Origin of the sequence: Luteibacter sp. 9133 (assembly GCF_000800155.1) — a bacterium.
GTDB lineage: Bacteria > Pseudomonadota > Gammaproteobacteria > Xanthomonadales > Rhodanobacteraceae > Luteibacter > Luteibacter mycovicinus.
In genome coordinates this window covers 4,464,093-4,488,619 of sequence record NZ_JUHO01000001.1, presented here as the reverse complement: position 1 = coordinate 4,488,619, position 24,527 = coordinate 4,464,093, and the positions used below count along the sequence as shown (strand labels likewise).

Here is a 24,527-nt window from a genome sequence, read left to right as displayed (position 1 = left end):
GGCGACAGGAGTTACGGCAAGCTCCCATCGCCAGCAGGGCTGGCTCCTACCGAAGCTGGCGTCGCCGGAAGCATATGCGCCTTCTTCCAGCTTCCGCGCCGGTAATACACCGTCGTAATCGCGATCGACACCAGCGACCCGACCGGAAAGCTCCACCAGATGGCGTCCGCGCCCCACCTCGGTTCCAGCAGGGCGGCAAACGGATAGCGCACCAGCCACATCGATATCACCAGCACGATCAGTGGCAGCATGACCGCGCCCGTGGCCCGCACCACGCCGAACATGACGAAGGTGACGCCGAACAGCAGGAACGACCACACCACGATGTGGTTGAGATGCTGGGCGATGCCGATGGCCGAACTGTCCTCCCCGAGGAACAGCGCCAGCGCGGCGCGGTTGAACAGGTAGATGACGAGCACGAGCGTGCCGGTCAGCGTGAAGTTGGTCAGCACGCCTGCGCGGCCGATGCCCGCGACGCGATCCCAGCGCTTCGCACCCACGTTCTGCGCGACCATCGACGACACCGCCGAACCGATCGCCAGCGCGGGCATCTGGATGTACGTCCACAACTGGGCCGCCGCGCCATAAGCCGCCGTGGTCTGCGAGCCGTGGCGGTTGACCAGCGACATCATGATGATCGCCGAGGACGAGATGACGATCATCTGCGCACCCATCGGCAGGCCCTTCATCACCAGCTGCCTGAGCAGGACGGGTTCCGGAATCAGCAGGCGCAGTTCGTGCCGGTGAATGCAGAGAAAGTGCTTGCGGTGATAAAGCCACGCGATCAGCGCCAGCAACGAAACGACCTGCGCGATCAGGGTGGCCACGGCGGAGCCCGCGATACCCATCGCGGGGACCGGTCCCAGGCCGAAGATGAAGAGCGGATTCAGCGCGACGTCGAGCACGACCGAAACCAGCATGAAGGCGAAGGGCGTGCGTGAGTCGCCCGCACCGCGCAGCGTCATCATCAGAAACGTGTACAGATACATCGCCGGCAGAGCGACGAAGATGATGCGCAGGTAGTCGGTCGCGAACGGCAGCGCATCGTGCGGCGTGCCCATGGCGCGCAGCATGAGCGGTGTCGCGATGAAACCGCCCAGCGCGACGAGCACCGACAGCACGACGAAGAAACCGAGACCGGTGCCCACCACACGCCGCGCCTCGGGCACGTCGTGCGCGCCGAGCGTCTGGCCCACCATGATGGTCGTCGCCATGCCGACGCCGAAGACGACTCCGAGCAGGAAGAACAGGATCAGGTTGGCATTGGAGGTGGCCGCGAACGCTGACTCGCCGAGAAAGTGCCCCACCCAGATCGCATTCACCGATGCGTTCAGCGACTGCAAGACGTTGGCGCCCAGGATAGGCAGGGAAAAGAGCAGCAGGGTCCTGGCGATCGGCCCTTCCGTCAGCGCGCCACGCGGCGGCGTCATGTCTCGTCGCCGGCGCGCGACACCAGCAGGCGCACGTAGTGGCGTACATCGGCCGGCCATGCGTCGGTCAGCGCGGTGAAGCGAGCGGCGTCCTGACGGTGGAAGGCGCGGGAGGCTTCCTCGTAGCCGGGAAGATCGCCGGCCAGCGTCAGCATGACGCGATCGACCGCCTCGCGCGCCGCACGGACGCGGTCGGCCGGTGCGCCCTCGCGGCTTGCCGCTTCCACCAGACGACGCAGCGCCACGGAGGCGCCGCCCGGCTGCGCCGCAAGCCACTCCCAGTGACGCGGAAGCAGCGTGACCTCCCGGGCGACCACGCCAAGTTTTGGACGCCCCGGCCCACGGCGGGCTGGCGGCTCGGCGACGGGGAGGCGCGCAAGCACATCGTGGACGGTGCCCCGGTAGTCGATGTCGACGACACGGCCGGTCGCATCGTCGTAGACGGTAGGCGTGACGTGCGGGTCGGCGTCGAGGCGGACCTTGCAGCGTTCCGCGACCGCCGCCAGCGATCCGTGGGCAATGCGCTCGGTAGCGATGAAAGCGGTGTAAGTCGACATGGAGGTGGCCGGGACAAGAGCGATGATCAATTTTTACCCGGATCAAACGTGTCGTCAATAGTGTCCGGGTAAAACCGATCCCGATTCTGCCGCGGCGATCCGCCTGGGCAGGGCTTCCGACAGCCAGTCCACGAATGCCCGAAGACGCGCGTTGTGTCGGCGGGCGGGTGGGTAAACGAGATAGATCGGCAGAGCCGTGGGTCGCCAGTCGTCCAGCACCGACACGAGCGCGCCGCGGGCGATGTGCGGCGCCACGGTGAAGGCCAGCGCCTGCGCTATACCCAGACCGGCGAGCGCCGCAGCCGTATGGGCATTGCTCTCGTTGACCTCGATAGCTGCCGGCACATGCACCTCGACGTCCCGGTTGTCGCGCCGGAAGCGCAGCGGGACAGGACGCCCCGTGCGGACCGCGGCATAGCCGATGACCTCGTGACCATCGCGCTCGATCGCCTCAGGTGTATCGGGCGTGCCGCGGCGCGCGAAGTAGCCGGGCGTTGCGCAGAGGGTGATCGAGGCATCCGCGATCTTCTTGGTCACGAGGTTCGGATCGTCGGCGGTGCTGCGGATCGCGCAGTCGATGCCTTCGCCGATGAGGTCCACCGTGCGATCGGTCACACCGACCTGCACACGAATGCCGGGATAGCGGGCACGGAAATCGGGCAGGTCCGGAAGGATCAGGCGGGCGGCGACGGAGCCGCCCGTGTCGATGCGCAGGTTGCCGACGGGACTGGCCTGACCACCGGCAAGCGTGGTCTCAAAAGCGTCGAGCTCGCCCAGCAACTGCTGCGTGTGTTCGTAGTAGGCGGCGCCTTCGGTGGTGACCGTCACCCGCCGGGTCGTGCGCTCGAGAAGGCGGACGCCCAGTTCCGCCTCGAGGCCCTGGATCAGCTTGGTCACGGTGGACTTGGGCATGCGCAAGGCGTCCGCCGCCCGGCCGAAGCCGCCGGTCTCGACGAGACGCCCGAACACTCTGATAGCGAGGAAGTGATCCATCTTTGTTTCCGTGCGGGAATAATCAAATCGCGATTCGATTATTTATCCACGCAGCGCAAATAGCCAGAATGCTCTCCAACGGCCGCACCGCGGCCATCGGAGCGCAGTCATGAAAACCCTCGCCACCAGCAACATCCACACCACCCGTCACGCCGGCAAGATCGTCCTGGTCACCGGCGGCAGCTCGGGCCTCGGGCTTGCCACCGCGGAGCGCTTCGTCCGCGAGGGCGCCACCGTGTACATCACCGGCCGCCGCCAGGCCGAGCTGGACGAGGCCGCCGCGAAGCTGGGTGTCATCGCCATCCAGGGCGACATCGCGAAGGCCGCCGACCTCGATCGTATCTTCGCCACGATCCGCGAGAAGAGCGGTCGCCTCGACATCCTGTTCGCCAATGCGGGCGGCGGCGAGTTCACTTCGCTGGACCAGGTGACCGAAGCGCAGTTCGACAAGTACTTCGGGATCAACGTCAAGGGCACGCTGTTCACGGTGCAGAAGGCGCTGTCGCTCATGGGCCCGGGTAGTGCGATCGTGCTCAACGGTTCGGCGGTGTCGATCAAGGGCCCGGCCGCGTTCGGCGTTTATGCCGCGACCAAGGCGGCCGTGCGCTCACTGGCACGGACCTGGGCGAGCGATCTGAAGGGTCGCGACATCCGCATCAATGTGGTGGCGCCGGGCACCGTCGTGACGCCGGGCTACAAGACGGAGCTTGGCATGAACGACCAGCAGATCGCCGACTTCACGGCATATACCGCAAGCATCACGCCACTGGGTCGCACGGGCACGCCGGATGAGGTCGCCGCGGCGGTCTCGTTCCTCGCCTCGGAAGATGCGAGCTACATCACCGGTGTCGAGTTGTTCGTGGATGGCGGGCAGACGCAGATCTGACCGGTGGACGTCGCCTGCAGGCTGGCCGCCAGTCTGCAGGCGATCCCGCGGCGGTGCGCAGCTTACAACGGCATGTGCACGGTGTCGGAAATGGCCATCTCCAGCGCCTCGATCGGCACCGGCCGGGAGAACAGGTATCCCTGCATGGACACGCAGCCCTCCGCGAGCAGCCAGCGACGCTGGCTCTCGGTCTCGACACCCTCGGCGACGACTTCGAGATTCAGGCTGCGCGCCAGAAAGACGATCGAACGACAGATGGACGCATTGCCCGCGTCGTCGAGCAGACTTACCGTGAAGTGACGGTCCACCTTGATCTTGTCCAGGGGCAACCGCGACAGGTAAGTGAGATTGGAATACCCGGTGCCGAAGTCGTCCAGCGAGATGCTCACGCCCATCGCGCGCAACTCGTGCAACGTGCGAATGGCCCGCTCGGGTTCCTGCATGAAGGCGCTTTCGGTCAGTTCGAGCTCGAGCGACGACGCACTCGCCCCGGTCTCCGCAAGCGCGAGTTTGACCTCGGCCACCAGATCGCTGTGCACCAGCTGTTGCGCCGAGATATTCACCGCGATCCGGCAATCCGGACCCAGCCGTTCGGTGACCCGACGCTGTTGACGGCATGCCTCACGCAGCACCCATTGACCGATCTGCACGATGGCGCCGGTCTCTTCCAGGAGCGGCACGAGCTTGTCGTTACCGGCGAGGTCCGCCGGCGCCGATGGCCAGCGCAGCAGCGCCTCGACACCGATCACGCGCCCGTCGTCACCGGCGTGCTGGGTCTGCCATGCCAGCGCCAGCTCATGGCCCAGGTTCGCACCGGACAAGCGGGTAAGAACGGTCAGACGCGCCATCGCCGTGGCATGCATATCCGCCGAATAGCGTTTCCAGGTGTGACGGCCCGACCGCTTCGCGTCGTACATGGCCGTATCCGCGTTACGGATGAGCGTGTCCGCGTCGCTGCCATCGCGCGTGGCGAAGGCGACACCGATGCTGCACTTCAGACGCTGCATCGAACCGCCGACGGTGAGCGGCTCTTCGATCGCTTGCTGGATCACCGGCAATACGGCAAGTACTTCGGCGGGCGGGCAGGTGAAGGGGAGCATCGCCACGAACTCGTCGCCACCGAACCGGCCGACCTGTCCCACACCGTCCAGCGCGTCGCCAAGCCGCAAGGTCACGTCGCGCAGCACCTGATCGCCAAGCGCATGACCGAGCGCATCGTTGATCACCTTGAAATGGTCGAGGTCGATGAACAGGACCATCAGGCCCGAGCCGTCGCGGACGCAGTCAGCCACCAGCTCGTCGAGCCGCTCGCGCAGGGCGCGCCGGTTGGGCAGCCCCGTCAGTTCGTCGTGCATGGCCTGATGATTGAGGCGCTCTTCGTAAAGACGCTGCTCGGTCACGTCGCGCATGATCACCAGGGCGCCGGTGCCTTTCGTGTCGCGGTAATTGGACAGCGCCAGTTCCGCCTCGAAGGGCATGCCGTGATCCGGGTTGAGCCAGGCCATGATGTTGGCGCCTTCGGGCGGCCGCGCACCCAGCGCTTCGAGCGCCTCCTCATCCATGAAGCTGGCCGCCAGACGGCCAACCAGGCTGTGTCCCGCGCTGCCCATCCGCTCTTCCGCCAGCGGGTTGGCGTAGTCGATGCGCCCGTCGCGGACGATGGCGAGCGGCAACGGTACGCGCGCCAGCAGCTGACGGTAGGCCGTCGCGCTGGCGGCCAGATCGCGGTCCGTGCTTTCCAGGCGCTGACGGGTCTCGTGCAGCGCGGTAATTTCAGTGATCGTACCGGCCACGATCGCGTGGCCTTCTTCGTTGGTGATTCGTTCGGCGCGCAAATGGACACGCACCTCCCTCCCGTCCTCGCGGCAAAGACGGTGCTCCAATTCAAACGGACCCTCTTCCGATCTGAAACGCTGAACCCACGCATCGATGCCGGGGCGGTCGTCGGGGTGGACGAGTTCCCGGTAGGCGCCATCGAAGGAAATGCGCTCGTGAGGAGAACCCGTGATCTCGTGGACCTGGCCCGACCAGACGACGGATCCCGTATCGAGGTCGCTCTCCCACAGCCCGATGCGCCCCGTTCGCTGCACGTCCCCCAGGTGACGGGCCGAGCGCGACAACGCATCGACGAGCCGCGACTGGCGGCGGTAGGCGCGATCGAAGGCGGCCGCGAAGACCTGGATCAGGACGATGAGAGCCAGCGCGGCCAGCAAGGTCTCCCGTGACTGGCGCCACCAGTCCGCGCGCAGGAGTGCGCGGTCCAGGGAGGAACGGGCGACGAAGGGATAGGTGGTCGATACGGCCCACGCGCCCAGCCGCCGGTCATCGTCCGCGGAGCCCGCGGCGCCCAGCGTCACCGCGCCTTGCGTCCATCCAGGCACGTCCCGGTCGACGTTGCTGGTGAACCGCTGTCCCGACACCGAGAACACCGCGATCTCGGCGCTGCTCCCAAGCATGGTCCGGCGCATGGCGTCACGCAGGCGCTCCGCGTCGATGACGGTACCGAACGCGGCCGGCTGCGCGACGCGTGCGTCCACGGTGACACGGACGCTGGAAGGCCGACCGGGCTCGCCGGCGACGACGGCCACCCGTACGCTCGCACCGAGTGCCCGCTGCCGCGGCGCATCGAGCACGTCGCGCCAGGCCGCCCAGGGCGCCGAGGTAAAGGCGACGACGTTACCTGCGCCATCCAGGGCGACAAAGGATGGCAATTCCGGGTGGCGCACCTGCACCTCCCCCAGGCGCATGTGCAGCGGGCCCGGGTCGGGACCGTCGACGGCGTTGCGAAGGGCGAGCAGCGGACCAAGGCTCCAATTGACCTGTTGGTCGAGCAGGCGCACCACGGCTCCCGCGGATGCCGCGAGCTGCCGCTTGTGCGTGGCCAGCATGCGGGAGTAGGCCTGCGATTGCAGAAGGGCGACCAGCGCGGCGATGCCCAGGGACAGGACGGCGGATACGGCCCAGATCGCCAGACGAATCCGGCGAGCGCGCACCCTCGTCGCTCCCTTTACCGTCGCGCCTCCCACCGTGCCTAGCCCCCTGATGTCGTGCGGGCGCCGCCCCCGGCCAGGCCCCGTCGCTCTGTAACGGCAACTCGGGGTGTGCCTTGAACGCCACGGTGAAAGAAACTGGCGGCACGGTCCGACAAGCCCGGGAAAGATACGGCGCGAATAATTGCAGGAGCGCCCCTTTTTTCACGCCGACTCAACACTAGTTACCGAACCATCCGGTTCATAAAAATACGTCCCAGCACAAGGACCACCCCCCGCCATGCGCTCTTCCCGCTTCGCTCTCGGCGCCCTCGCCGCGTTCTCCCTCGCCGCCGCGGCCCTCCCCGCAGCCGCCGAAACCCACCTGGAAGTGCAGGGGGGCCGCAGCTACATGGACGACTACGGCACCAACGCTTTCTTCGTGGAGTCCGTGTTCGACGCCCGTCAGATGGGCCAGAGCCGGTTCACCTGGTCCCCGGACGTCTCCATCGGCTACATCAAGGGCCGCGACATCGGCCGCTATGAGAACTCCCATCCCGGCGTGACCAGCAACGTCTGGGTCGGCGCCGCCGGTGCCCGCTTCCATTACGGCAGCGAAGGCGACTGGTACCGCCCCTTCTTCTTCAGCTTCCAGGTCGCGGGCACCGCCGGCGGTCGCACGCAGGCGCTGTCGAGCGGCTACGAGTTCGTCAGCACGCTCGGCTGGCAGTACAAGAACGTCAGCTTCCAGGTCCGTCACATCTCTAACGGCAGCTTCCAGGAGCCGAACCGTGGCGAGACGATGGCGCTGGTGGGTATCGGTTTCGATATCTGAGTGCGTTGGTATCAAAAAAGAGCCGGCGCTGCGAAGCGCCGGCTCTTTTTTATTTCCCGATGGCCGGATCAGTGTCCCGAAGCGGCCGGCCCTGCCTTGGCCGCGAACGGCGGCTTCGCCAGCCATACGACGAAGATCAGTGCGACGAACACGAAACCGAGCAGGTAGAACACCTCGTTGAACGAGATCTGATAGGCCTGATTGGTGATCATCGCGTTGACCGACGACACCGCGTACTGCGGGTCGCCACGGCCGATCTGGGTGAGCGCATCCTGCGTCGTCGGATTGAACGGTGTGAAGTTCTCCGCCAGCCGCTCGTGGTGGACGATGGCACGGTGATCCCACAGGAACGTGGTCAGCGACGCCGCGAAGCTGCCGCCCAGCGTGCGCAGGAAGGTCGCCAGACCGGAGCCCGCCGCGATCTCACGAGGCTGCAGGTCCGACAGCAAGATGCTCAGCACCGGCATGAAGAACAACGCCACGCCCAGGCCCTGAATCAGCTGGACCATCGCGACACTGTAGAAGTTGATGTCGAGATAGAAGTCCGAGCGCATGAAGCACGTCGCACCCATGACGATGAACGCACCCGAGGCCAGCACGCGCAGGTCGAACTTGTGCGCATAGCGTCCGACGAACGGCGTCAGGATCACCGGGATGATGCCGAGCGGCGCCGCCGCGAGACCCGCCCATGTCGACGTGTACCCGACGTTTCGCTGCAACCACTGCGGCACCAGCAGACCGATGGCGAAGAACGCCGCGTACGCCAGCACCAGACACAAGGTGCCCATCGCGAAATTGCGATGCCTGAAGAGCTTCAGATTGACGATCGGATCCTTGTCGGTGAGCTCCCAGATCAGGAACACGGCCAGACCGATGGCAGCGATGATCGCGGTGACCACGATGAAGGTGGACGAGAACCAGTCCTCGTCGTTGCCCTTGTCGAGCACGACCTGCAGCGCGCCCACGCCGATGATCAGCGTGATGAGGCCCACGTAATCGATCTTGGGCTTCTCGGTGACTTCCGGCCGGCCCTTCATCTGGTTCGCCACGACGAAGCTAGCGAAGATGCCGATCGGCACGTTGATGAAGAAGATCCACGGCCAGGTGTAGTTGTCGGTGATCCAGCCGCCGAGGATCGGACCCGCGATGGGCGCGACGACGGTGACCATCGCCAGCAACGCCAGCGCCATGCCTCGTTTGGCCGGTGGGTAGATCGAGATCAGGAGCGACTGCGTGATCGGGTACATCGGTCCCGCGACCGCGCCCTGAATGGCGCGGAACACGATCAGCATGGTCATGCTCTGGGCGATGCCGCACAGGAACGACGCGAGCGAGAACAACAGCGTCGCCCATACGAACAGCTTGGTCTCACCGAAACGACGGGTGAGGAAGCCGGTCAACGGCAGGGCGATCGCGTTGCTCACCGCGAACGAGGTGATCACCCAGGTGCTCTGGTTGGAGCTGACACCCAGGTTACCCGCGATGGTCGGCAACGACACGTTCGCGATCGTCGTGTCGAGCACCTGCATGAAGGTAGCGAGCGATAACCCGACCGTGGACAGCGCCAGATTGGGCGGTCGAAATTCGGTGCTCATGAATAAACCTTACCTGGGAGCCTGCTGCTGCTCGGCACCTTCACCGGCGGACGCGTTTTCATGGATCACGCGGGCGATGTCCTTGTCGGCATCGGCAAGCTGCTTGTCGTAGATCGGCGTCGAGAACTCGGGCTTCGTGGGCGACTGCTTCGCCAGCAACGCACCGCTCTGGTCATGCAGCGACACGGTCACCTTGGTCGACAGGCCCAGGCGCAGCGGCTTGTCTTCCAGCTGCTTCGGCTCGGTGAAGACGACGCGGACCGGCACGCGCTGCACGATCTTGATCCAGTTGCCCGTGGCGTTCTGCGCCGGCAGGATGGAGAACGCGCTGCCGCTGCCAACACCCAGGCTGCGGATCTTCGCCTTGTACACCGTGTCGCCACCGTAGACGTCGGCGGTGACGTCGACCGGCTGGCCGATACGCATTTTGGTCAGCTGCGTTTCCTTGAAGTTGGCATCGATCCAGACTTCATGCAGCGGCACGACGGCCATCAGGGCGGCGCCCGGCTGGACCCGCTGACCGACCTGTACGCTGCGCTTGGCGACATAGCCGTCGACCGGCGCGACCAGCGTCGAGCGGACGAAGTCGAGGTAGGCGGAGCGAAGCTTGGCGGCAGCGGCACGCACGTCCGGATGCGAGGACACCACGGTGTCGTCGACCAGCACCTTGTTGCTGCTGTACGACTGCCTGGCGGACGCGAGGCTGCTCTCGGCGGAGGTCAGCGTATCGGCGGCGTGCGACAGTTCTTCCGCGGAGATGGCACCCGACTTCGCCAGATCGCGACGGCGGTTGTAATCCTGGCGGGCGCGGTCGACGGCGGTCTGGCGCACCGCGACGTCGGCCTGCGCCGAAGTCACGTTATTGTAGAGGCCACGCACGCGACGCACGGTGTTGGCGAGGTTGGCGCGCGCGCTTTCCAGGTTCACTTCGGCGTCGCTGGGATCGAGCTTGACCAGCACGTCGCCCTGGTGGACGAGGTCGCCGTCGTCGGCGCCGATCGAGGTGACGGTACCGGCGATCTGCGGGGTGATCTGCACGACGTTGCCGTTGACGTAGGCGTCGTCGGTATCTTCATACCAGCGGCCGTCGACGAAGTACCAGATCACCCAGCCGATGATGGCGAGGACGATGACGAGTACCAGCAGCTTGAGGAAGAAGCCGCGGCGGCTCTTCGGCGGCGGTGCGACGACGGCGCCGGCGGGGGCGGTGGTTTCTTGTGACATCGGAAGAGGCCTCGAGATGAATGCTTAGTGGGTTGCCGGCGCTGCGGTGACGACCGACGGGTCATCGGCCGCGGGGCGGAAGCCGCCACCAAGCGCCTGAATGAGTTGGACGGACGTGTCGACCTGCTGGGCCTTCAGCGATGCCATGCGCTGCTCGGCTTCGAGCAGCTGCTGGCGCACCACGAGCGATTCCAGGTAGCTGCCGACACCGGCCTTGTAGCGCTGCTGCGACAGGTCGTAGGCCTGCTGGGCCGCATCCTGCGCGCGCTGCTGCGCCTGAATCTGCGTGCCGATCGAGTCGAGCCCGGACAGGTCGTCCTGCACTTCGTTGAGCGCGCCGACCAGCGTCTTGTTGTACTGCGCGACCGCCAGATCGTAATCCGCATCCTTGCCGGCGAGATTCGCGCGAAGGCGACCGCCGTCGAAGATGGGCAGCGAGAACGCCGGCAGCACCTGCCAGAAGCGCGCCTGCGAGGCGAACAGGTTTTCCGTGCCACCGGCGAGCTGCGCGGCGAGTACGCCGAGCGTCACGTTGGGCAGAAATGCCTTCTTCGCCGAGACGATGTCCTTCGAGGCCGCCTCGACGCGCCAGCGCGCGGCGACGAGGTCGGCACGGTGACCGAGCAGATCGGCCGGCAGGTTGGCCGGGATGGCGACGGCGGCCGGCGTGAGCGCGGCGGGGCGGGCGATGTCGAGGCCGCGATCCGGGCCCTTCCCGAGCAGCACGCTGAGCGACGTGCGCGAGCTGTCGATCGCACGCTGCGCCACCGCGATCTCACGTTCGGCCGAGGCCACTTCGCTGTCGGCCTGCTTCACCTGCATCTGGTTGTCGACGCCGGCGGCCACGCGCTGCACGGTGAGCTTCTGCGACGCATGCGTCCGGTCGAGTTCGGCATTGGCGACGTCGAGCTGCGTGAACGCGTAGCCAAGCTGCGTGTAGGCACGGGCAACGTTGGTCGAGATTTCGATGCGTGCGGCGCGCGCATCGACCTCAGCCGCACGCTGCGAACCCACGGCCGCTTCGAACGCGGCACGCTTGCCGCCCCACAGATCGAGGTCCCAGTTGAAACTGCCGTAGCCGTACTTGGTCCACGAGAAATGGTTGCCCGGGGGGTCCGGCAGCAACGAGCCCGGCAGATGCGCACCGGCGACACCGCCACCTACGTTGAACGTGGGATCGCGCGCTGCGTCAACCGAACCGGACTGCGCCTGAGCCTGACGCACGCGGGCGTCGGCGGTGGCGAGGTCGGGGTTGTCTTTCAACGCCTCTTCGATCAGCGAGGAGAGCTGGCTGTCACCCAGTCCGGTCCACCAGTCGGCGGCCGGCCACCCCGCCGGAGACACGGGGACCTTCGCCAGGCTGCGCTCGGCGTGAAGGGAGGACGGGTCGGTCAGGGTGCCTTGCGGATCCAGGCCACGGCTGGTGACACAGCCGGAAAGGATCAACGCGGCCCCGACGGCCGCCACGAGAGTGTGCAGACGCATTGCGTATTGCCTCGGACGTTTAGTTCAGTCTTTTTCGCGAAGCGCGTTGAGCACGCGCCCCAGGTAGTCGTGCAGCTTCTCGCGCTCGTCTTCGGTCAGCCCCTTCTGGGCGCGCTCGAGGGTCGCGAGGTTGCTTTCGTGCAGGTGCTTCCACAGCGCCACGCCGGCCTCGGTAAGGTCGATGCGCAGCGCGCGGCGGTCCTGCTCATGCGGCTGGCGGCGGAGGTAACCCTTCGCTTCCAGCTGGTCCAGCTGCCGGGTCATGGCGCCGCCGTCGAGGTCGACCGAGCGGGCCAGTTCGGTGGCGGTCATCGCGCCGCAGGTCGCCAGGCGCTTGAGCACATGAAACTGGGTGAATTTCAGATCCGCGCCCTGCGCGGCAAGATCGGACTCGATAGCCCGGACGATCTCACTACGCACCATGCCGACGAGAGCGCCCAGGCTGTCGGGGTTGTCGTAGACGGGGCAAGGATTGTTCATGGACGAGCATTCTATTGCTCGAATTATAGTTGTCAAGGCAAATATGCTTTCAGCATATATTGCCGTGTGTGAATCAGTTCATCCTTCGTCGGCCAGGAGGGCCGCGAGCGCAGGGTCGCGGACCGCGAAAAGGTCAAAGACGCCGAGCGCGCGGAGGGTCGGAAGCTGTGCCAGGAGCCTCGGCTCCAGCCGCCGGCGCTGTTCTTCCGGGGTGCCCGGATCGAGCATCGCGTGCGCGCAGGCGACGAAGGTCACCAGGGCATCGCCGGCTTCGCGGCCTTCAGTGGCGTCGTGGAAATCGTTCGTGACGAGACGGATCATGCGGGTCTCCTTCGTCGAAACGGGACAGATACTTGGGGAAGCAGATATTAGCCATGACGGGTATAGGCCTGATATCGTTAGTTGGCCAAGTTATGTCGAGGAACGGCCAAGATGGGTCATGATGCAGTCCACGTCCTGCTCGAAAGCGCCGAGGGTCCGCCGCTGGTGGCCTACGAGGTTCGCGGCCAGATCCCAAAAATGGAAAGCGACTGGCACAGCCACGTGCGAGGTCAGTTTTTCTATGTGGAAGAAGGCTTTGTCACCAACCAGACGGAGCACGGCTCCTACCTGCTGCCTCCTCATCGCGCCGGCTGGATGCCCCCGGGCACGCTGCATACCATCAGCATGACCGGACCGATGCACGCCTGGGGTGTCTTCATCGCGCCCTGCGCGGCGGGAGGTCTGCCCGATCGTCCCTGCGTGGTCGGGGTCAACGACCTGATCCGGTCGATCATCCGGCGCGCCGCGAGCTGGCCGGTGGACGTCGCCGAGCCCGACCCGGCTCGCGACCGCTTGCTGGCGGTGCTGCTCGATGAGTTGCACGGCGCTCCCGTCGAGCCCCTCCATCTGCCGATGCCCACGGACCGGCGCCTCCGTCGCGTGGCCGTCGCGATGTACGAGCACCCGGAGGACACGCGCGGCATCGAGGACTGGGCGAACTGGGCAGGCATGTCGACGCGTACCCTGACGCGGCTGTTCCGGCAGGAGACCCAGTGCAGCGTCGCGCAGTGGCGGCAGCAGGCAAGGCTGACTCGGGCGCTCGAGCGCCTGGCGACCGGCGAGCCGGTCTCAGTGGTATCCGACGCGCTGGGCTACGCGACGCCCAGCGCGTTCGTCGCAATGTTCCGCAAGGCGTTCGGCGATTCGCCGGGGCGTTATCTGGCGAGGCAGGCGGCTCTCACCTGACGCCGTTTGCCCAGAACGCCTCTTCCTCGACCGGCTTACACATCCACAGCCCTTCGAACGTATAGCTGTCGCCGCCGTCCCGGGTCACGACATCGACGGCGACCCGGCCGTAACGCCAGGGCCCGCGCTGCCCCGGGTCGCCTTCGTCATGACACGCGTGCGTCGCGGTGTAGGTGCCCGTCACCGGATCTGTCATCGCCGCTGCCTGCTCCCGGCACTTCGCCATGGCTTCGTCGTGGCTGGGCAAGGTGTGGTCGCCGGAAACGAAACGTTCTTCGCCGCATTCCACGGCGGCGGCGAAGACGGGAACGAAGACGAGCAGGGCGCCCACCAGGGTGAGGACGTGGGAAACGCGCCGGTTACAGAAACGGGGATACGAAGACTGCACGTGGATGCCTCAGGCGTGGGGGACGCCGAGGCTGCGCAAACGAGCGGGGTAAAAGAATCCGAAAATTCTGAAAAATCGCGCGCGTTCCAGCCGGTGCGACGCGGATCACACGGAGGCGCCGGTCAGCCTGCCGGAAACCGGTATCCCACGCCGGGTTCCGTCCTCAGCCAGCGTGGCGTGGTCGGATCGTCGCCCAGTTTCTGACGCAGCTTGCCCATCACGATGCGCAGGTAGTGCGTGTCCTGCGTATGCGTCGGTCCCCAGACCTCACGCAGGATCTGCTGCTGGCTGACCACGCGACCCGGATGGCGGACCAGCAGCGACAGCACCGCGAACTCCTTGCGCGTGAGCGCCACCGGCGCACCGTCCAGCAGCACTTCCCGGCGGGCAAGGTCGATCGCGAGACGGCCATCGTCGTAACGCACCGCGGCCTCCGCGTCGCCGCCACGGGCGGCTTGCCGAAGCAGCACGCGCAGACGCGCCATCAACTCCTGAATGCCGAACGGCTTGGTCACGTAGTCGTTGGCGCCACCGTCGAGCGCGCGGACCTTTTCCGCTTCGGTATCGCGCACCGAGAGCATCAGCACGGGTACCTGACTCCACTGACGGATCTCGCGAAGCACGTCATGACCTTCGAGGTCGGGCAGCCCGATGTCGAGGATGACCACATCGGGCGACTGCGTCGCCGCGAGGCCGAGGCCTTCCTGACCGGTCGAGGCCAGCAGCACGTGATAGCCCTCGGCGCGCAGACCGATGTCCAGGAAGCGGCGGATCTGAGCTTCGTCGTCGATCACCAGGACACGGGGGGCCGAGGCATTCATGGGGCTTCGTCAGGAGGCGGCGGCAAGGGCAGCGAGACGCGAATGGTCGTGCCTCCGCCGACGTGGGGCAAGGCCTCCACGCTGCCGCCGTGCGCGCCGATCATCCCCCGGCAGATCGCCAGGCCCAGTCCGGTGCCGTGTCCGCCCCGGTCGCCACGCGACACCGAGTAGAACATGTCGAAGATCCGCGCCCGCTCGTCCTCGGGAATGCCGGGCCCGCGGTCGGCCACGTCCACCAGCAGCCGGCCCGCTTCGGTACGCACCGTCACGCGCATGGGCTCGCCGGGCGGCGTGAACCGGGCACCGTTTTCGAGGATGTTGAACAGCGCCTGCTCGACGAGCGCGGGGTGGACGTGCAGGAGGACGGTGTCATGTGGCAGGTGCATGTCGACGCGCACCTCCGGAAAGAGCTTGCGCATGCGTGATACGGCGGCCGCGACGATCTCGCCCGCGTCGACCCAGTCGCGATTGAGTTTCAGCGTGCCGTGGCCCAGCCGCGTCATGTCGAGCAGGTTCTGGATGTAGCGGTCCAGGCGCTGACCTTCACCGAGGATCGCCTGCAGCAGCTCCTGGCGCTCGCTGTCGGGCAGCTGCTTGTCGTAGCTGATCAGCGTACCGGCGGAACCGATCATGGAGGCGAGCGGAGACCGCAGGTCGTGCGAGACCGAGGAGAGCAGTGCGTTACGCAGGCGCTCGGTCTCCCCCTGCACGCGCGCGCTTTCCAGTTCCGAGGCGAGGCGCGCGCGGTCGAGCGCCTGCCCGATGTCCTGCACCATCGCCAGCGCCAGGCCGCGGCGGTCCGCATCGGGTTCACGCATGCCCGGCGGAAAGCGCAGGGCGGCCACGCCGCCGCGCTGATGCTCGCTGCCCAGCGGCAGCATCCAGCAGGAAGCGCCGTTGAGGGTGTCGGTGTACCGACCGGCTGGCTCCGCGTGTCCATCGGACCAGTCGGCGGCGGCGAGATCCTGGGCGGAGAGCGGAAAGGCCGAGGGTGCGGTGCTGGCGACGCCGAGTTCGCCACCGGCTTCCCGCGCGAGTATGGCGACGTCGATGTCCAGCGCCCTCGCCAGCGCCTGCGCGCCGGCCGCCCTCACGCTCTCGGCATCCGCGCTCGTCGCCAGCTGTTGTCCGAGCGCGACGAGCGCGCGGGCGCGAACCTGGGCCGCACGCAACGACGTGACCTGTCCGGCGAGGCGGGTGGCCAGGCGGCTGCAGACCAGCGCGGCCACGAGAAACAGTGTCACCGCAAGCACGTCATCCGCGTTGGCAATCGCCAGCGTGTAACGCGGCGGCGCAAAGAAGAAGTTGTAGCCCAGGAAACTCAGCAGCGCCGCATACACCGCCACCGCCATGCGGGTGCGTACCGCGACCACCAGCACCGCCGTCAGAAAAATCAGCGAGAGGTTGGCCACCGACAGGAACCGGTCGGCGACGAAGGACAACGCCATCGCGATCGCGGTGGCGAGTGTGGCGAATCCGTAGTCACGCCGCGAGCCGCCGTCTTCGATACGAAGCCGCAGGCGCGACTGGGCCCGCTGCGTCGGCGTGGCGACGATGGTCAGTTCGAGGTGAGCGGCGCGCCTCAGCAGTTGCTGGGTCAGCGAGTAGCCGAGCCTGCGGGCGATGGGCCGCTCTCGCGTACGGCCGACGATGATCTGGCCGGCGCCTTCGCGATCGGCCCAGGCGATCAGTTCCTCCGCGACCGCATGGCCGCGCAGGATCACCGCCTCACCGCCAAGACGGCGAGCCAGGCGCATCGCGGCGTCCACACGTTCGCGACGGGCGCTGTCGGGACCGCCGCGATCGACGAACAGCACGCTCCACGGGGCACCGCGACGCTCCGCGATACGCCGGGTGATACGCACGAGGTATTCGCTCTGGTCGTGACCGTCGATCGCGGCCATGACCCGTCGCCGTACGGGCATCGCATCGCCGCGGGCGAGCATGTGCTCGCGCAGGTCGCTGTCGACGTGGGCGGCCACGGTTTCCACGGCAAGCTCGCGAAGCGCGGCGAGATTGGTCGGTGAGAAGAACGCGTCCAGCGCCACGGCCGCCGTTTCCGGCACGTAGACCTTGCCTTGCTTGAGCCGACCGATCAGCTCACGCGGCGGCAGGTCGACCAGGACGATATCGCGTGCGCGGTCGAGGAAGACATCCGGGACCGTTTCGCGCACGGCGACGTTGGTGATCCTCCTCACCTGGTCGTTGAGGCTCTCGACGTGCTGCACGTTGAGCGCCGTGTAGACCTCGATGCCGGCATCGAGCAGTTCGGCGATGTCCTGCCAGCGGCGCGTGTGCCGACCGCCAGGGAGATTGGTGTGCGCGAGTTCGTCGACGAGGATGACCGCCGGCTTGCGCGCAAGCGCCGCCTCGAGATCGAATTCCCTGAAATCGCGGCCGGCATAGCGGACCGGACGGGTCGGGAGTATCTCGATCCCTTCGAGCAGGGCCGCGGTCTCGCTCCGACCGTGGGTCTCGACCAGGCCCACTACGACATCGATACCCTGCCGTTTCAGATCGCGCGCGGCGGACAGCATCGCGTAGGTCTTGCCAACGCCGGGGGCGGCGCCGAGGAAGATCTTGAGGCGCTGGCCGTCCTCCTCCTTCACCGCGTTGAGCAGCGCGTCGGCGCGGGCGTCTCGGACATCGTTCATGGCGTGGGGCCGCAGGAGTTGAGGAAAGGGTAGCCGAAGTGCCACCGGCTCCGGTGGGAGCCGGCCCTGCCGGCGATGCGTTGTTACCTCTGCGCCTGATCAAGCGCGAGGTTCAGCCGCAACACGTTGACCCGGGGCTCCCCCAGCACACCGAACTGACGCCCCTCGGTGTTCGCCGCGATCAGCTCCCGCACCTTCTCCGCGGGGATACCCCTCGCCCGGGCCACGCGCCCCGCCTGAAACTCCGCCGCCGCCGGACTGATCTCCGGATCGAGGCCGCTGGCCGAGGCCGTCACCAGATCCACCGGCACGGGCGCCCGGTTCTCCGGGTCCGCGGCGCGCAGCGCGGCGATACGCTGCTTCGCCGCGTCCGTCAGGGCCGGATTGGTCGGACCGAGATTGGAGCCCGTGGATGCCGCCGCATTGTTCGGCCCGGGCGTGGTCGCCGACGGGCGCCCCCAGACATAACGCGGTGCGGTGAACGACTGCCCGATCAGTGCCGAACCGACCGGCTTACCGTCGCGCTCGATCAGGCTGCCGGCCGCCTGCTTCGGAAACAGCAGCATGGACAGTCCGCCAACCACGACGGGATAGGCCACGCCGGTGACCGCGGTCATCATCAGCAGCAGCACGAAGGCGTTACGCAACAAGGTAGTCATGGCCATGATCCTCAGTAGTGCCAGATCGCATCGACGATCGCGCTGAGCTGGTAACCCTTGCGGCCACCGTCGTAAGCGTCGACGTCATAGGATTTCTCGTAACGGATTTCTGGGCGGATCTCGACGTCCGGGCTGACCCAGTGGGTCATGCCGAGCGTGTGCGTCGTGTAGCGCGTGGCGTAACCGGTACGCTGACCTTTCTGGTCGTTGTACCACTCGTTGCGGAACGAGATCATGTTGAGCGGACTGATCGCCACGTTGATGTAGTTGACGATGCCGTACTCGCCCGCCTTGCCGGCCACCGGCGACGAACCGGCCACGCCGGGCTCGCCACCGGAGCCATAGCCCGCGATGTTGCGGCCGTACATGTAGTACGCCTCGGTGAGGATGTGGACGTCGTCGCTGAAGCGGTGGCCCCAGGTCGTGACGTACATCTGCACGTTGTTGTAGTTGTAGTCGTCGGTGTTGAAGCTGTTGACGCAGGGGTACAACATGTCGTTGTTGTCTTTCGACACCCAGCGCACGCAGGCCTGCAAGGTCGGACGCGACGAATGGTTCCACACGGCGGTGTCGTTGCCACCGTTGATACCCAGCTGCACGGTCCACTGCGCGTTCAGCCGCGTGGTCGTCATCACGCCCATCTGCGTATACGGATCCGCCGTGTAAAGCACCGAATGCGTGACCAGGTAGTTGTTGGGCGAAAACTGCGCCTCGATGTCCGGCAGCGACAGATAGCGTCCCACACGCACGACCATGCCCTCGGCGATATGCGGCAGGTAGAGATCCGCATAGAACAGCATGGGATCGTAGCCATAGGTCTTGCCCGTCTGCGGCTGATCGGCACGGGGATTATTCAGCAGCTGATTGCTGAAGACGCCCTTCATGGTGGTGTAGTGGTAGTCGTAGCCGTAAAGGTTGTCGAGGTGGAAGCCCCAGTCGATATGGTCGGTCTGTACCGTGTCGGGGATACGCTCGATGCGCAGCAAGGCCTGGTTGAACTCGGCGCGGTTGGGGCGCGTCGCGTACGACAGCGGGTAGTTGGTGTGGGACGAGCTGCTCGCATTGACCGACCCGTTCAGCCAGCCGTAGATCTCGATGCGGTTATCGGTCATCCATTTGCCGAAGCGGTTGCACGCCAGCGCCTTCTCCAGCGGGTACCTCGAATTGAGGTTGGGCACGCCGATCGGATAGGCCACACCGCCGAGCTGCCATTCCGCCGAGGGGAACGGCGGTGACGGGAGCGGCGAGGCCATGGCACGGCGTGGCGCCGCCGGTGCATCGGGGTCGGCGGGCTGAGCGTCTTCGCGATAGGCGGCGGCGAAGCGCGAAGCGAAGCCCTGAGAGCAGTCGTCGCTGCCGGAAGCCATCGCACGGGTGACGGGGGCGATGGCGAGACAGACGGCGAGAAGAGCATAACGAGTGGTGCGCATGGCGTTGTTTACCGATCCCTTTCGGGACCCCTTTTCGGTGAGTAGAAGAGTGGTGCTTTGAATCAGATACCGGCGTAGCCGCCGAGCGCGTAGTCGTCCTCGTCCCGCGTCGCGGTCGTCACGACGACACGCGGTCCGGTGACCCTGGCCGGCACGCTGGCGACCGTCGCGGGGATGTCCGGGGCGACGACGCGAACTTCCATGTCGAGGTCGGCGCTGTCTTCGATGAGCACGGTGAGCTTCACGGAATGCATGGGATGACGCCTCTTTTTCAGGCCAGTCCGATCAGGACCAGCAACATGTCGATCAGCTTGATGCCGATGAACGGCACGACGATGCCGCCCAGACCGTAGACCAGCAGGTTCCGGCGCAGCAGGGCGGCGGCACCCAGGGCGCGATACGCGACACCCTTCAACGCGAGCGGAATCAGAAAGATGATGATCAGCGCGTTGAAGATCACCGCCGACAGGATCGCGCTCTGCGGTGTGGCAAGGTGCATCACGTTGAGCGCATCGAGTGCGGGATACGTGGTGGCGAATGCCGCGGGGATGATCGCGAAATACTTGGCGATATCGTTGGAGATCGAGAACGTGGTGAGCGCGCCGCGCGTGATGAGCATCTGCTTGCCGATACCGACCACCTCGATCAGCTTGGTCGGATTCGAATCCAGATCCACCATGTTGCCGGCTTCCTTCGCCGCCTGGGTGCCGCTGTTCATCGCCACGGCGACATCGGCCTGTGCAAGGGCGGGCGCATCGTTGGTGCCGTCGCCACACATCGCCACCAGGCGGTTCTCGGCCTGCATGTCACGGATCAGCTTGAGCTTCGCTTCCGGCGTCGCCTCGGCCAGGAAATCGTCGACACCCGCTTCGGCGGCGATCGCCGCGGCGGTCAGGGGGTTGTCGCCGGTGACCATCACCGTACGGATGCCCATCTTGCGCATCTCGGCGAAGCGCTCCTTGATACCGTCCTTGACGATATCCTTCAGTTCGACGACGCCGAGCGTGAGCGAGCCGTCCACGACGATCAGCGGTGTGGCGCCGCGACGTGCGACATCCTCGGCCATACGACGCACCAGCGGCGGCATGTGGCTGTCCTGGGTATCGAGGTAGCGTTCCACGGCGTCCATCGCACCCTTGCGGATATGCCGCGTACCGACGTCGACGCCGCTCATGCGGGTCTGCGCGGTGAAGGGCACGAAGACGGCGCCGCGATCGGTGGCCGGACGCCCGGCCATGGCGACGAAACGTGCCGCGAGCGTCACGATGCTGCGGCCTTCCGGGGTCTCGTCCGCCCGCGAGGCGAGCTCGGCGGCTTCAGCCAGTTCGCGCTCCTCGATACCCGGTGCCGGGTGGAAGGCGACGGCCTGGCGGTTGCCCAGCGTGATGGTGCCGGTCTTGTCGAGGAGCAGGACGTCGACGTCACCGGCTGCCTCGACGGCGCGACCCGACGTGGCGATGACGTTGGCGCGGATCATGCGGTCCATACCGGCGATACCGATCGCCGACAGCAGGGCGCCGATCGTCGTCGGAATCAGGCAGACGAGCAGCGCGATGAGGACCGTGAGGGTGATCGGATGGCCGACACCCGCGGCCTGCACGCTGTAGATCGAGTACGGCAGCAGCGTGGCGCAGGCGAGCAGGAAGATCAGGGTGAACTTGGCCAGCAGAATCGTCAGCGCGATCTCGTTCGGCGTCTTGCGACGCGAAGCGCCTTCCACCATCGAGATCATGCGGTCCAGAAAGCTTTCGCCGGGGTTGCTGGTGATGCGTACCACCAGCCAGTCGGACAGCACCCGGGTGCCTCCGGTCACCGCGCTGCGGTCACCACCGGATTCCCGGATGACCGGTGCCGATTCGCCGGTGATGGCGCTCTCATCGACGCTGGCGGCGCCGACCACGACTTCGCCATCGCCCGGGACGATGTCGCCCGCATCGACCAGCACGAAGTGGCCGGTGCGCAGTTCACTCGACGGGGTGAAGACGATAGCGGCATCACGGTCCGCCGAGGCCAGCTTCTTTGCCGCGACATCGCGGCGCGAACCTCGCAGCGCATCGGCCTGTGCCTTGCCGCGGCCTTCGGCCAGGGCTTCGGCGAAGTTAGCGAACAGCAGGGTGAACCACAGCCAGAGCGCGACCCAGAAGATGAAGGTCGTCGGCGCTTCACCGTGTCCTGTCAGCGCCTGGATCCAGAGAAGGCTGGTCAGCACGCTGCAGACGAAGACGACGAACATCACCGGGTTACGGAACTGCAGGCGCGGTGAGAGCTTGCGGAACGCGTCACCGAGGGCGCGTGTCACCAGCGCGCGGTCGAAACCGCGCGGGGCGTTATGGGCTTGGGTAGTCATGGATCAGTGGCCCGTGGCGGACATCAGTTGTTCGGCGATAGGCCCAAGGGCCAGTGCCGGGAGGAAGGTCAGCGCGCCCACGACGATGACGATGCAGGCAAGCAGCGTGATGAACAGCGGCGTGTGCGTGGGCAGTGTCCCGGCGCTCTCGGGGACATGCTTCTTCGCCGCGAGCGAACCGGCCATGGCCAGCATCGCGATCGCCAGCGGGAAGCGGGACAGGAACATGCAGATACCGAGCAGAACGTTCCAGAACGGCGTGTTTGCCGAAAGGCCACCGAACGCGCTGCCATTGTTGTTCGCCGCCGAGCTGACCGCGTAGAGCATCTCGCTGAAGCCATGAGCGCCGGGATTGGACACCCCCGCGACGCCGGCCTTCGACATCACCGCGATGGCGGTGCCGATGACGACCAGCGCGCACGGCAGAAGCACCGCCAGGCTGGCCATCTTCATCTCGTGCGCCTCGATCTTCTTGCCGAGGTATTCCGGTGTGCGTCCCACCATCAGGCCGGCGATGAAGACCGCGACCACGGCGAAGGCAAGCATGCCGTAGAGGCCCGAGCCGACACCGCCGAAGATCACCTCGCCCAGCTGCATGAGCCACATCGGTACGAGGCCGCCCAGCGGTGTCAGCGAGTCGTGCATCGTGTTTACGGCGCCGCAGGACGCGGCCGTGGTGATCGCGGCGAACAGGCCCGAGGCGGCGATACCGAAGCGGGTTTCCTTGCCTTCCATGTTGCCGCCCGCCTGCAGGCCTGAGGCCTGGGCGTCGATGGCCAGACCGTGCAGCGCGGGGTTGCCCGCCTGCTCGGCGGCGACCAGACCGACGGTCAGCGGCACGAAAATGAGCAGCATGGTGGCGAGGATCGCCCAGCCCTGGCGGCGATCGCCGACCATGCTGCCGAAGGTGTAACAAAGTGCCGCCGGAATCAGGAAGATCGAAAGCATCTCGACGAAGTTCGAGAACGGTGTCGGGTTCTCGAACGGGTGCGCGGAGTTGGCGTTGAAGAACCCGCCGCCATTCGTGCCGAGCATCTTGATCGCGATCTGCGAAGCGGCCGGGCCCATCGGCAGCGTCTGTGTGCCCTGCTGCACCGTGGCGACGTCGAGGTAGGGCGCCAGGTTCTGGACGACACCCTGCGACACGAGGAGCAACGCGATGACCAGCGAAAACGGCACCAGCACATAGAGCGTGGCGCGGGTCATATCGACCCAGAAGTTTCCGACGGCGGACGCGCCCCGGCGACTGAAGCCGCGGATCACCGCGATCAGCACGGCGATACCGGTGGCGGCGGAGAGGAAGTTCTGCACGGCCAGGCCGAGGGCCTGGGTGAGGTAGCTCATCGTCGACTCACCCGCGTAACCCTGCCAGTTGGTGTTCGTGGCAAAGCTGATCGCGGTATTCATCGCCGAATCGGGCGAGACCGCGCCGAAATGCTGTGGATTCAGCGGCAACCATGCCTGCGCACGCTGCAACAGGTAGACCACGGCAAGGCCGGCCACGTTGAAGGCGAGCATGGCGATGGCGTAGCGCGTCCAGCTCATGTCCTCGCCGGCGCGGATGCCCGAGACGCGATAGAGCACGCGCTCGATGCGACCACCGAAACGGGTGACCTTGTTCGGTTCGTCGGCGAAGACCAGCGCCATATACTGGCCGACCGGCTTCACCAGCACCAGCAGGATCGCCAGGAAGAGGCCGATCTGAAAGATGTCGTTGGCGCTCATTCGAACCACTCCGGCTTGAGGAGGGCCACGCAGAGGTAACCGGTCAGTGCCACCGCGATGGCGGTGGCTACGATGTAGACGAGAGACATAGGGGTTTCCTCAGCGCCGGCCGAGCCGGTCGCAGATCATGAGGAAGCCGATCGTCATGGCCGTGAGCACGATGACGAGAAGGACGTACAGGAGTTCCACGGGTGTGTTCCGTCGAAGAGGACGGTGCGCATTGTTCGCTTTGCGCGATATTTACGGTGTATCGGCCATTCCCCCGGGCGTAACGTTTGCGTAAAGAAACACGCGAGTTGACAGTTGCCAGAGACGAGCTCAAGAATCCGTGGGCGCTCCGAGCGCTGAACGGACCCTTGCAAATAGAGGAGCAGGATGCTCATGGACCCGGCATATATCGACACGGTGAGAGCGCTGTGCGGACGAATCTCGATGTCAGCCTTTGACACCGTGTTCCGGCTTCGCATCGAGCGTGACGTCAAGGCGCCGAAAGACGGCCGTATCTTTCTTCAGGTGGAATACGACACGCCTTGCGTGACCACGGGCGAGCGTCGCGCGTTTCGGGGGCGGAAGTGGTACCTCTCGGACCACATGATCGACGACGAAGTGGTCAAGACCGCCCTGGCCGCCTTCGAGGCCACCATGCGCCACGAGTGCCTCGAGGGCTTCAAGGTCGACGGCGTCACGCTGGTCAATCCGCATGTTCATTTCGAGGAGCTTTTGCGGATTTCATCGAGAGAGGTCTCGCGAGCCGATCCTGCCGCCGCCGAAGATACCTAGGGTAAGTCGCGGCTTTCGTCCGGTTCGGCCGTATTCGTGCAG

Annotated in this window: 22 protein-coding genes; 4 read left to right on the top strand and 18 right to left on the bottom strand. The window is 66.1% G+C overall.

All coding sequences use genetic code 11. The features are described from left to right. Window positions 1-11: 11 nt before the first annotated feature. Genes FA87_RS19515 through FA87_RS19505 form a run of 3 tightly spaced genes read right to left on the bottom strand, consistent with a single transcriptional unit; the run spans window position 12 to window position 2,980 of the window. Window positions 12-1,430 (bottom strand): MATE family efflux transporter, encoded by a 1,419-nt coding sequence (locus FA87_RS19515; RefSeq protein ID WP_052191468.1) that lies wholly within the window; start codon window positions 1,428-1,430, stop codon window positions 12-14. Further along, window positions 1,427-1,987 (bottom strand): DUF2239 family protein, encoded by a 561-nt coding sequence (locus FA87_RS19510; protein ID WP_036118728.1) that lies wholly within the window; start codon window positions 1,985-1,987, stop codon window positions 1,427-1,429. Before FA87_RS19510 ends, FA87_RS19515 begins: the two co-directional genes overlap by 4 nt. A 54-nt stretch (window positions 1,988-2,041) precedes the next feature. Beyond that, the gene (locus FA87_RS19505) at window positions 2,042-2,980 is read right to left on the bottom strand and encodes a LysR family transcriptional regulator (RefSeq protein WP_052191467.1); all 939 of its coding nucleotides are present in this window, start codon (window positions 2,978-2,980) and stop codon (window positions 2,042-2,044) included. A 109-nt stretch (window positions 2,981-3,089) separates the two neighbouring features. Between FA87_RS19505 and FA87_RS19500 the strand changes: the two genes are divergently transcribed. Further along, window positions 3,090-3,866, top strand: coding sequence for an SDR family oxidoreductase (locus FA87_RS19500; protein ID WP_052191466.1), 777 nt, complete (start codon window positions 3,090-3,092; stop codon window positions 3,864-3,866). A 62-nt stretch (window positions 3,867-3,928) separates the two neighbouring features. Here the strand turns inward: FA87_RS19500 and FA87_RS20105 are convergent, their stop codons facing one another. Further along, complete coding sequence (locus FA87_RS20105) at window positions 3,929-6,859, bottom strand: GGDEF domain-containing phosphodiesterase (protein ID WP_052191465.1); 2,931 nt, start codon at window positions 6,857-6,859, stop codon at window positions 3,929-3,931. A gap of 277 nt (window positions 6,860-7,136) precedes the next feature. Between FA87_RS20105 and FA87_RS19490 the strand changes: the two genes are divergently transcribed. Further along, a complete protein-coding gene (locus tag FA87_RS19490) occupies window positions 7,137-7,670 on the top strand; it encodes an acyloxyacyl hydrolase (protein WP_043696970.1) in 534 nt (177 codons plus the stop codon). A gap of 68 nt (window positions 7,671-7,738) precedes the next feature. On the opposite strand, the gene FA87_RS19485 is transcribed toward FA87_RS19490, so the two are convergent. From FA87_RS19485 to FA87_RS19465, 5 genes are all read right to left on the bottom strand, one after another. After that, window positions 7,739-9,265: a DHA2 family efflux MFS transporter permease subunit gene (locus tag FA87_RS19485; protein WP_036116823.1), complete on the bottom strand. Its 1,527-nt coding sequence runs from the start codon at window positions 9,263-9,265 to the stop codon at window positions 7,739-7,741. Between the two features lie 9 nt (window positions 9,266-9,274). After that, window positions 9,275-10,489: an HlyD family efflux transporter periplasmic adaptor subunit gene (locus tag FA87_RS19480; protein WP_043696967.1), complete on the bottom strand. Its 1,215-nt coding sequence runs from the start codon at window positions 10,487-10,489 to the stop codon at window positions 9,275-9,277. Between the two features lie 24 nt (window positions 10,490-10,513). Next, window positions 10,514-11,974 carry an efflux transporter outer membrane subunit gene (locus tag FA87_RS19475; protein ID WP_043696964.1) on the bottom strand — a complete coding sequence of 487 codons (1,461 nt, stop codon included), beginning with the start codon at window positions 11,972-11,974 and terminating at the stop codon, window positions 10,514-10,516. Between the two features lie 24 nt (window positions 11,975-11,998). Beyond that, window positions 11,999-12,454, bottom strand: a complete 456-nt coding sequence (locus FA87_RS19470; protein WP_043696961.1) for a MarR family transcriptional regulator — start codon at window positions 12,452-12,454, stop codon at window positions 11,999-12,001. 78 nt (window positions 12,455-12,532) lie between these two features. Further along, window positions 12,533-12,775, bottom strand: coding sequence for a hypothetical protein (locus FA87_RS19465; RefSeq protein ID WP_043696958.1), 243 nt, complete (start codon window positions 12,773-12,775; stop codon window positions 12,533-12,535). A 111-nt stretch (window positions 12,776-12,886) separates the two neighbouring features. Between FA87_RS19465 and FA87_RS19460 the strand changes: the two genes are divergently transcribed. Beyond that, complete coding sequence (locus FA87_RS19460; RefSeq protein ID WP_043696956.1) at window positions 12,887-13,681, top strand: helix-turn-helix transcriptional regulator; 795 nt, start codon at window positions 12,887-12,889, stop codon at window positions 13,679-13,681. Here the strand turns inward: FA87_RS19460 and FA87_RS19455 are convergent. The 9 genes from FA87_RS19455 to kdpF form a co-directional block, all read right to left on the bottom strand. Then, window positions 13,674-14,069 carry a hypothetical protein gene (locus FA87_RS19455; RefSeq protein ID WP_043696954.1) on the bottom strand — a complete coding sequence of 132 codons (396 nt, stop codon included), beginning with the start codon at window positions 14,067-14,069 and terminating at the stop codon, window positions 13,674-13,676. The genes FA87_RS19460 and FA87_RS19455 overlap by 8 nt on opposite strands. Before the next feature lie 122 nt (window positions 14,070-14,191). Beyond that, window positions 14,192-14,890 carry a response regulator transcription factor gene (locus FA87_RS19450; protein ID WP_036116834.1) on the bottom strand — a complete coding sequence of 233 codons (699 nt, stop codon included), beginning with the start codon at window positions 14,888-14,890 and terminating at the stop codon, window positions 14,192-14,194. Next, window positions 14,887-17,544 (bottom strand): sensor histidine kinase KdpD, encoded by a 2,658-nt coding sequence (locus tag FA87_RS19445; RefSeq protein ID WP_043696951.1) that lies wholly within the window; start codon window positions 17,542-17,544, stop codon window positions 14,887-14,889. Before FA87_RS19445 ends, FA87_RS19450 begins: the two co-directional genes overlap by 4 nt. Window positions 17,545-17,627: 83 nt before the next feature. Continuing rightward, entirely contained in the window at window positions 17,628-18,203 is a 576-nt protein-coding gene (kdpC, locus tag FA87_RS19440) for a potassium-transporting ATPase subunit KdpC (protein WP_043696949.1), read from the bottom strand. A gap of 11 nt (window positions 18,204-18,214) precedes the next feature. Next, complete coding sequence (locus tag FA87_RS19435) at window positions 18,215-19,633, bottom strand: outer membrane beta-barrel protein (protein WP_043696947.1); 1,419 nt, start codon at window positions 19,631-19,633, stop codon at window positions 18,215-18,217. A 62-nt stretch (window positions 19,634-19,695) separates the two neighbouring features. Continuing rightward, on the bottom strand, window positions 19,696-19,887 hold the full coding sequence (locus FA87_RS19430) for a hypothetical protein (RefSeq protein ID WP_036116841.1): 192 nt from the start codon (window positions 19,885-19,887) through the stop codon (window positions 19,696-19,698). A 17-nt stretch (window positions 19,888-19,904) separates the two neighbouring features. After that, complete coding sequence (gene kdpB / locus FA87_RS19425) at window positions 19,905-21,980, bottom strand: potassium-transporting ATPase subunit KdpB (RefSeq protein ID WP_036116842.1); 2,076 nt, start codon at window positions 21,978-21,980, stop codon at window positions 19,905-19,907. A gap of 3 nt (window positions 21,981-21,983) precedes the next feature. Continuing rightward, window positions 21,984-23,705, bottom strand: coding sequence for a potassium-transporting ATPase subunit KdpA (gene kdpA, locus FA87_RS19420; protein WP_043696946.1), 1,722 nt, complete (start codon window positions 23,703-23,705; stop codon window positions 21,984-21,986). Next, entirely contained in the window at window positions 23,702-23,794 is a 93-nt protein-coding gene (gene kdpF / locus FA87_RS20570; protein ID WP_081908594.1) for a K(+)-transporting ATPase subunit F, read from the bottom strand. The genes kdpA and kdpF overlap by 4 nt, the downstream gene beginning before the upstream one ends. Window positions 23,795-24,137: 343 nt before the next feature. Between kdpF and FA87_RS19415 the strand changes: the two genes are divergently transcribed. Then, window positions 24,138-24,485, top strand: coding sequence for a hypothetical protein (locus tag FA87_RS19415; RefSeq protein WP_156128596.1), 348 nt, complete (start codon window positions 24,138-24,140; stop codon window positions 24,483-24,485). Window positions 24,486-24,527: the final 42 nt, after the last annotated feature.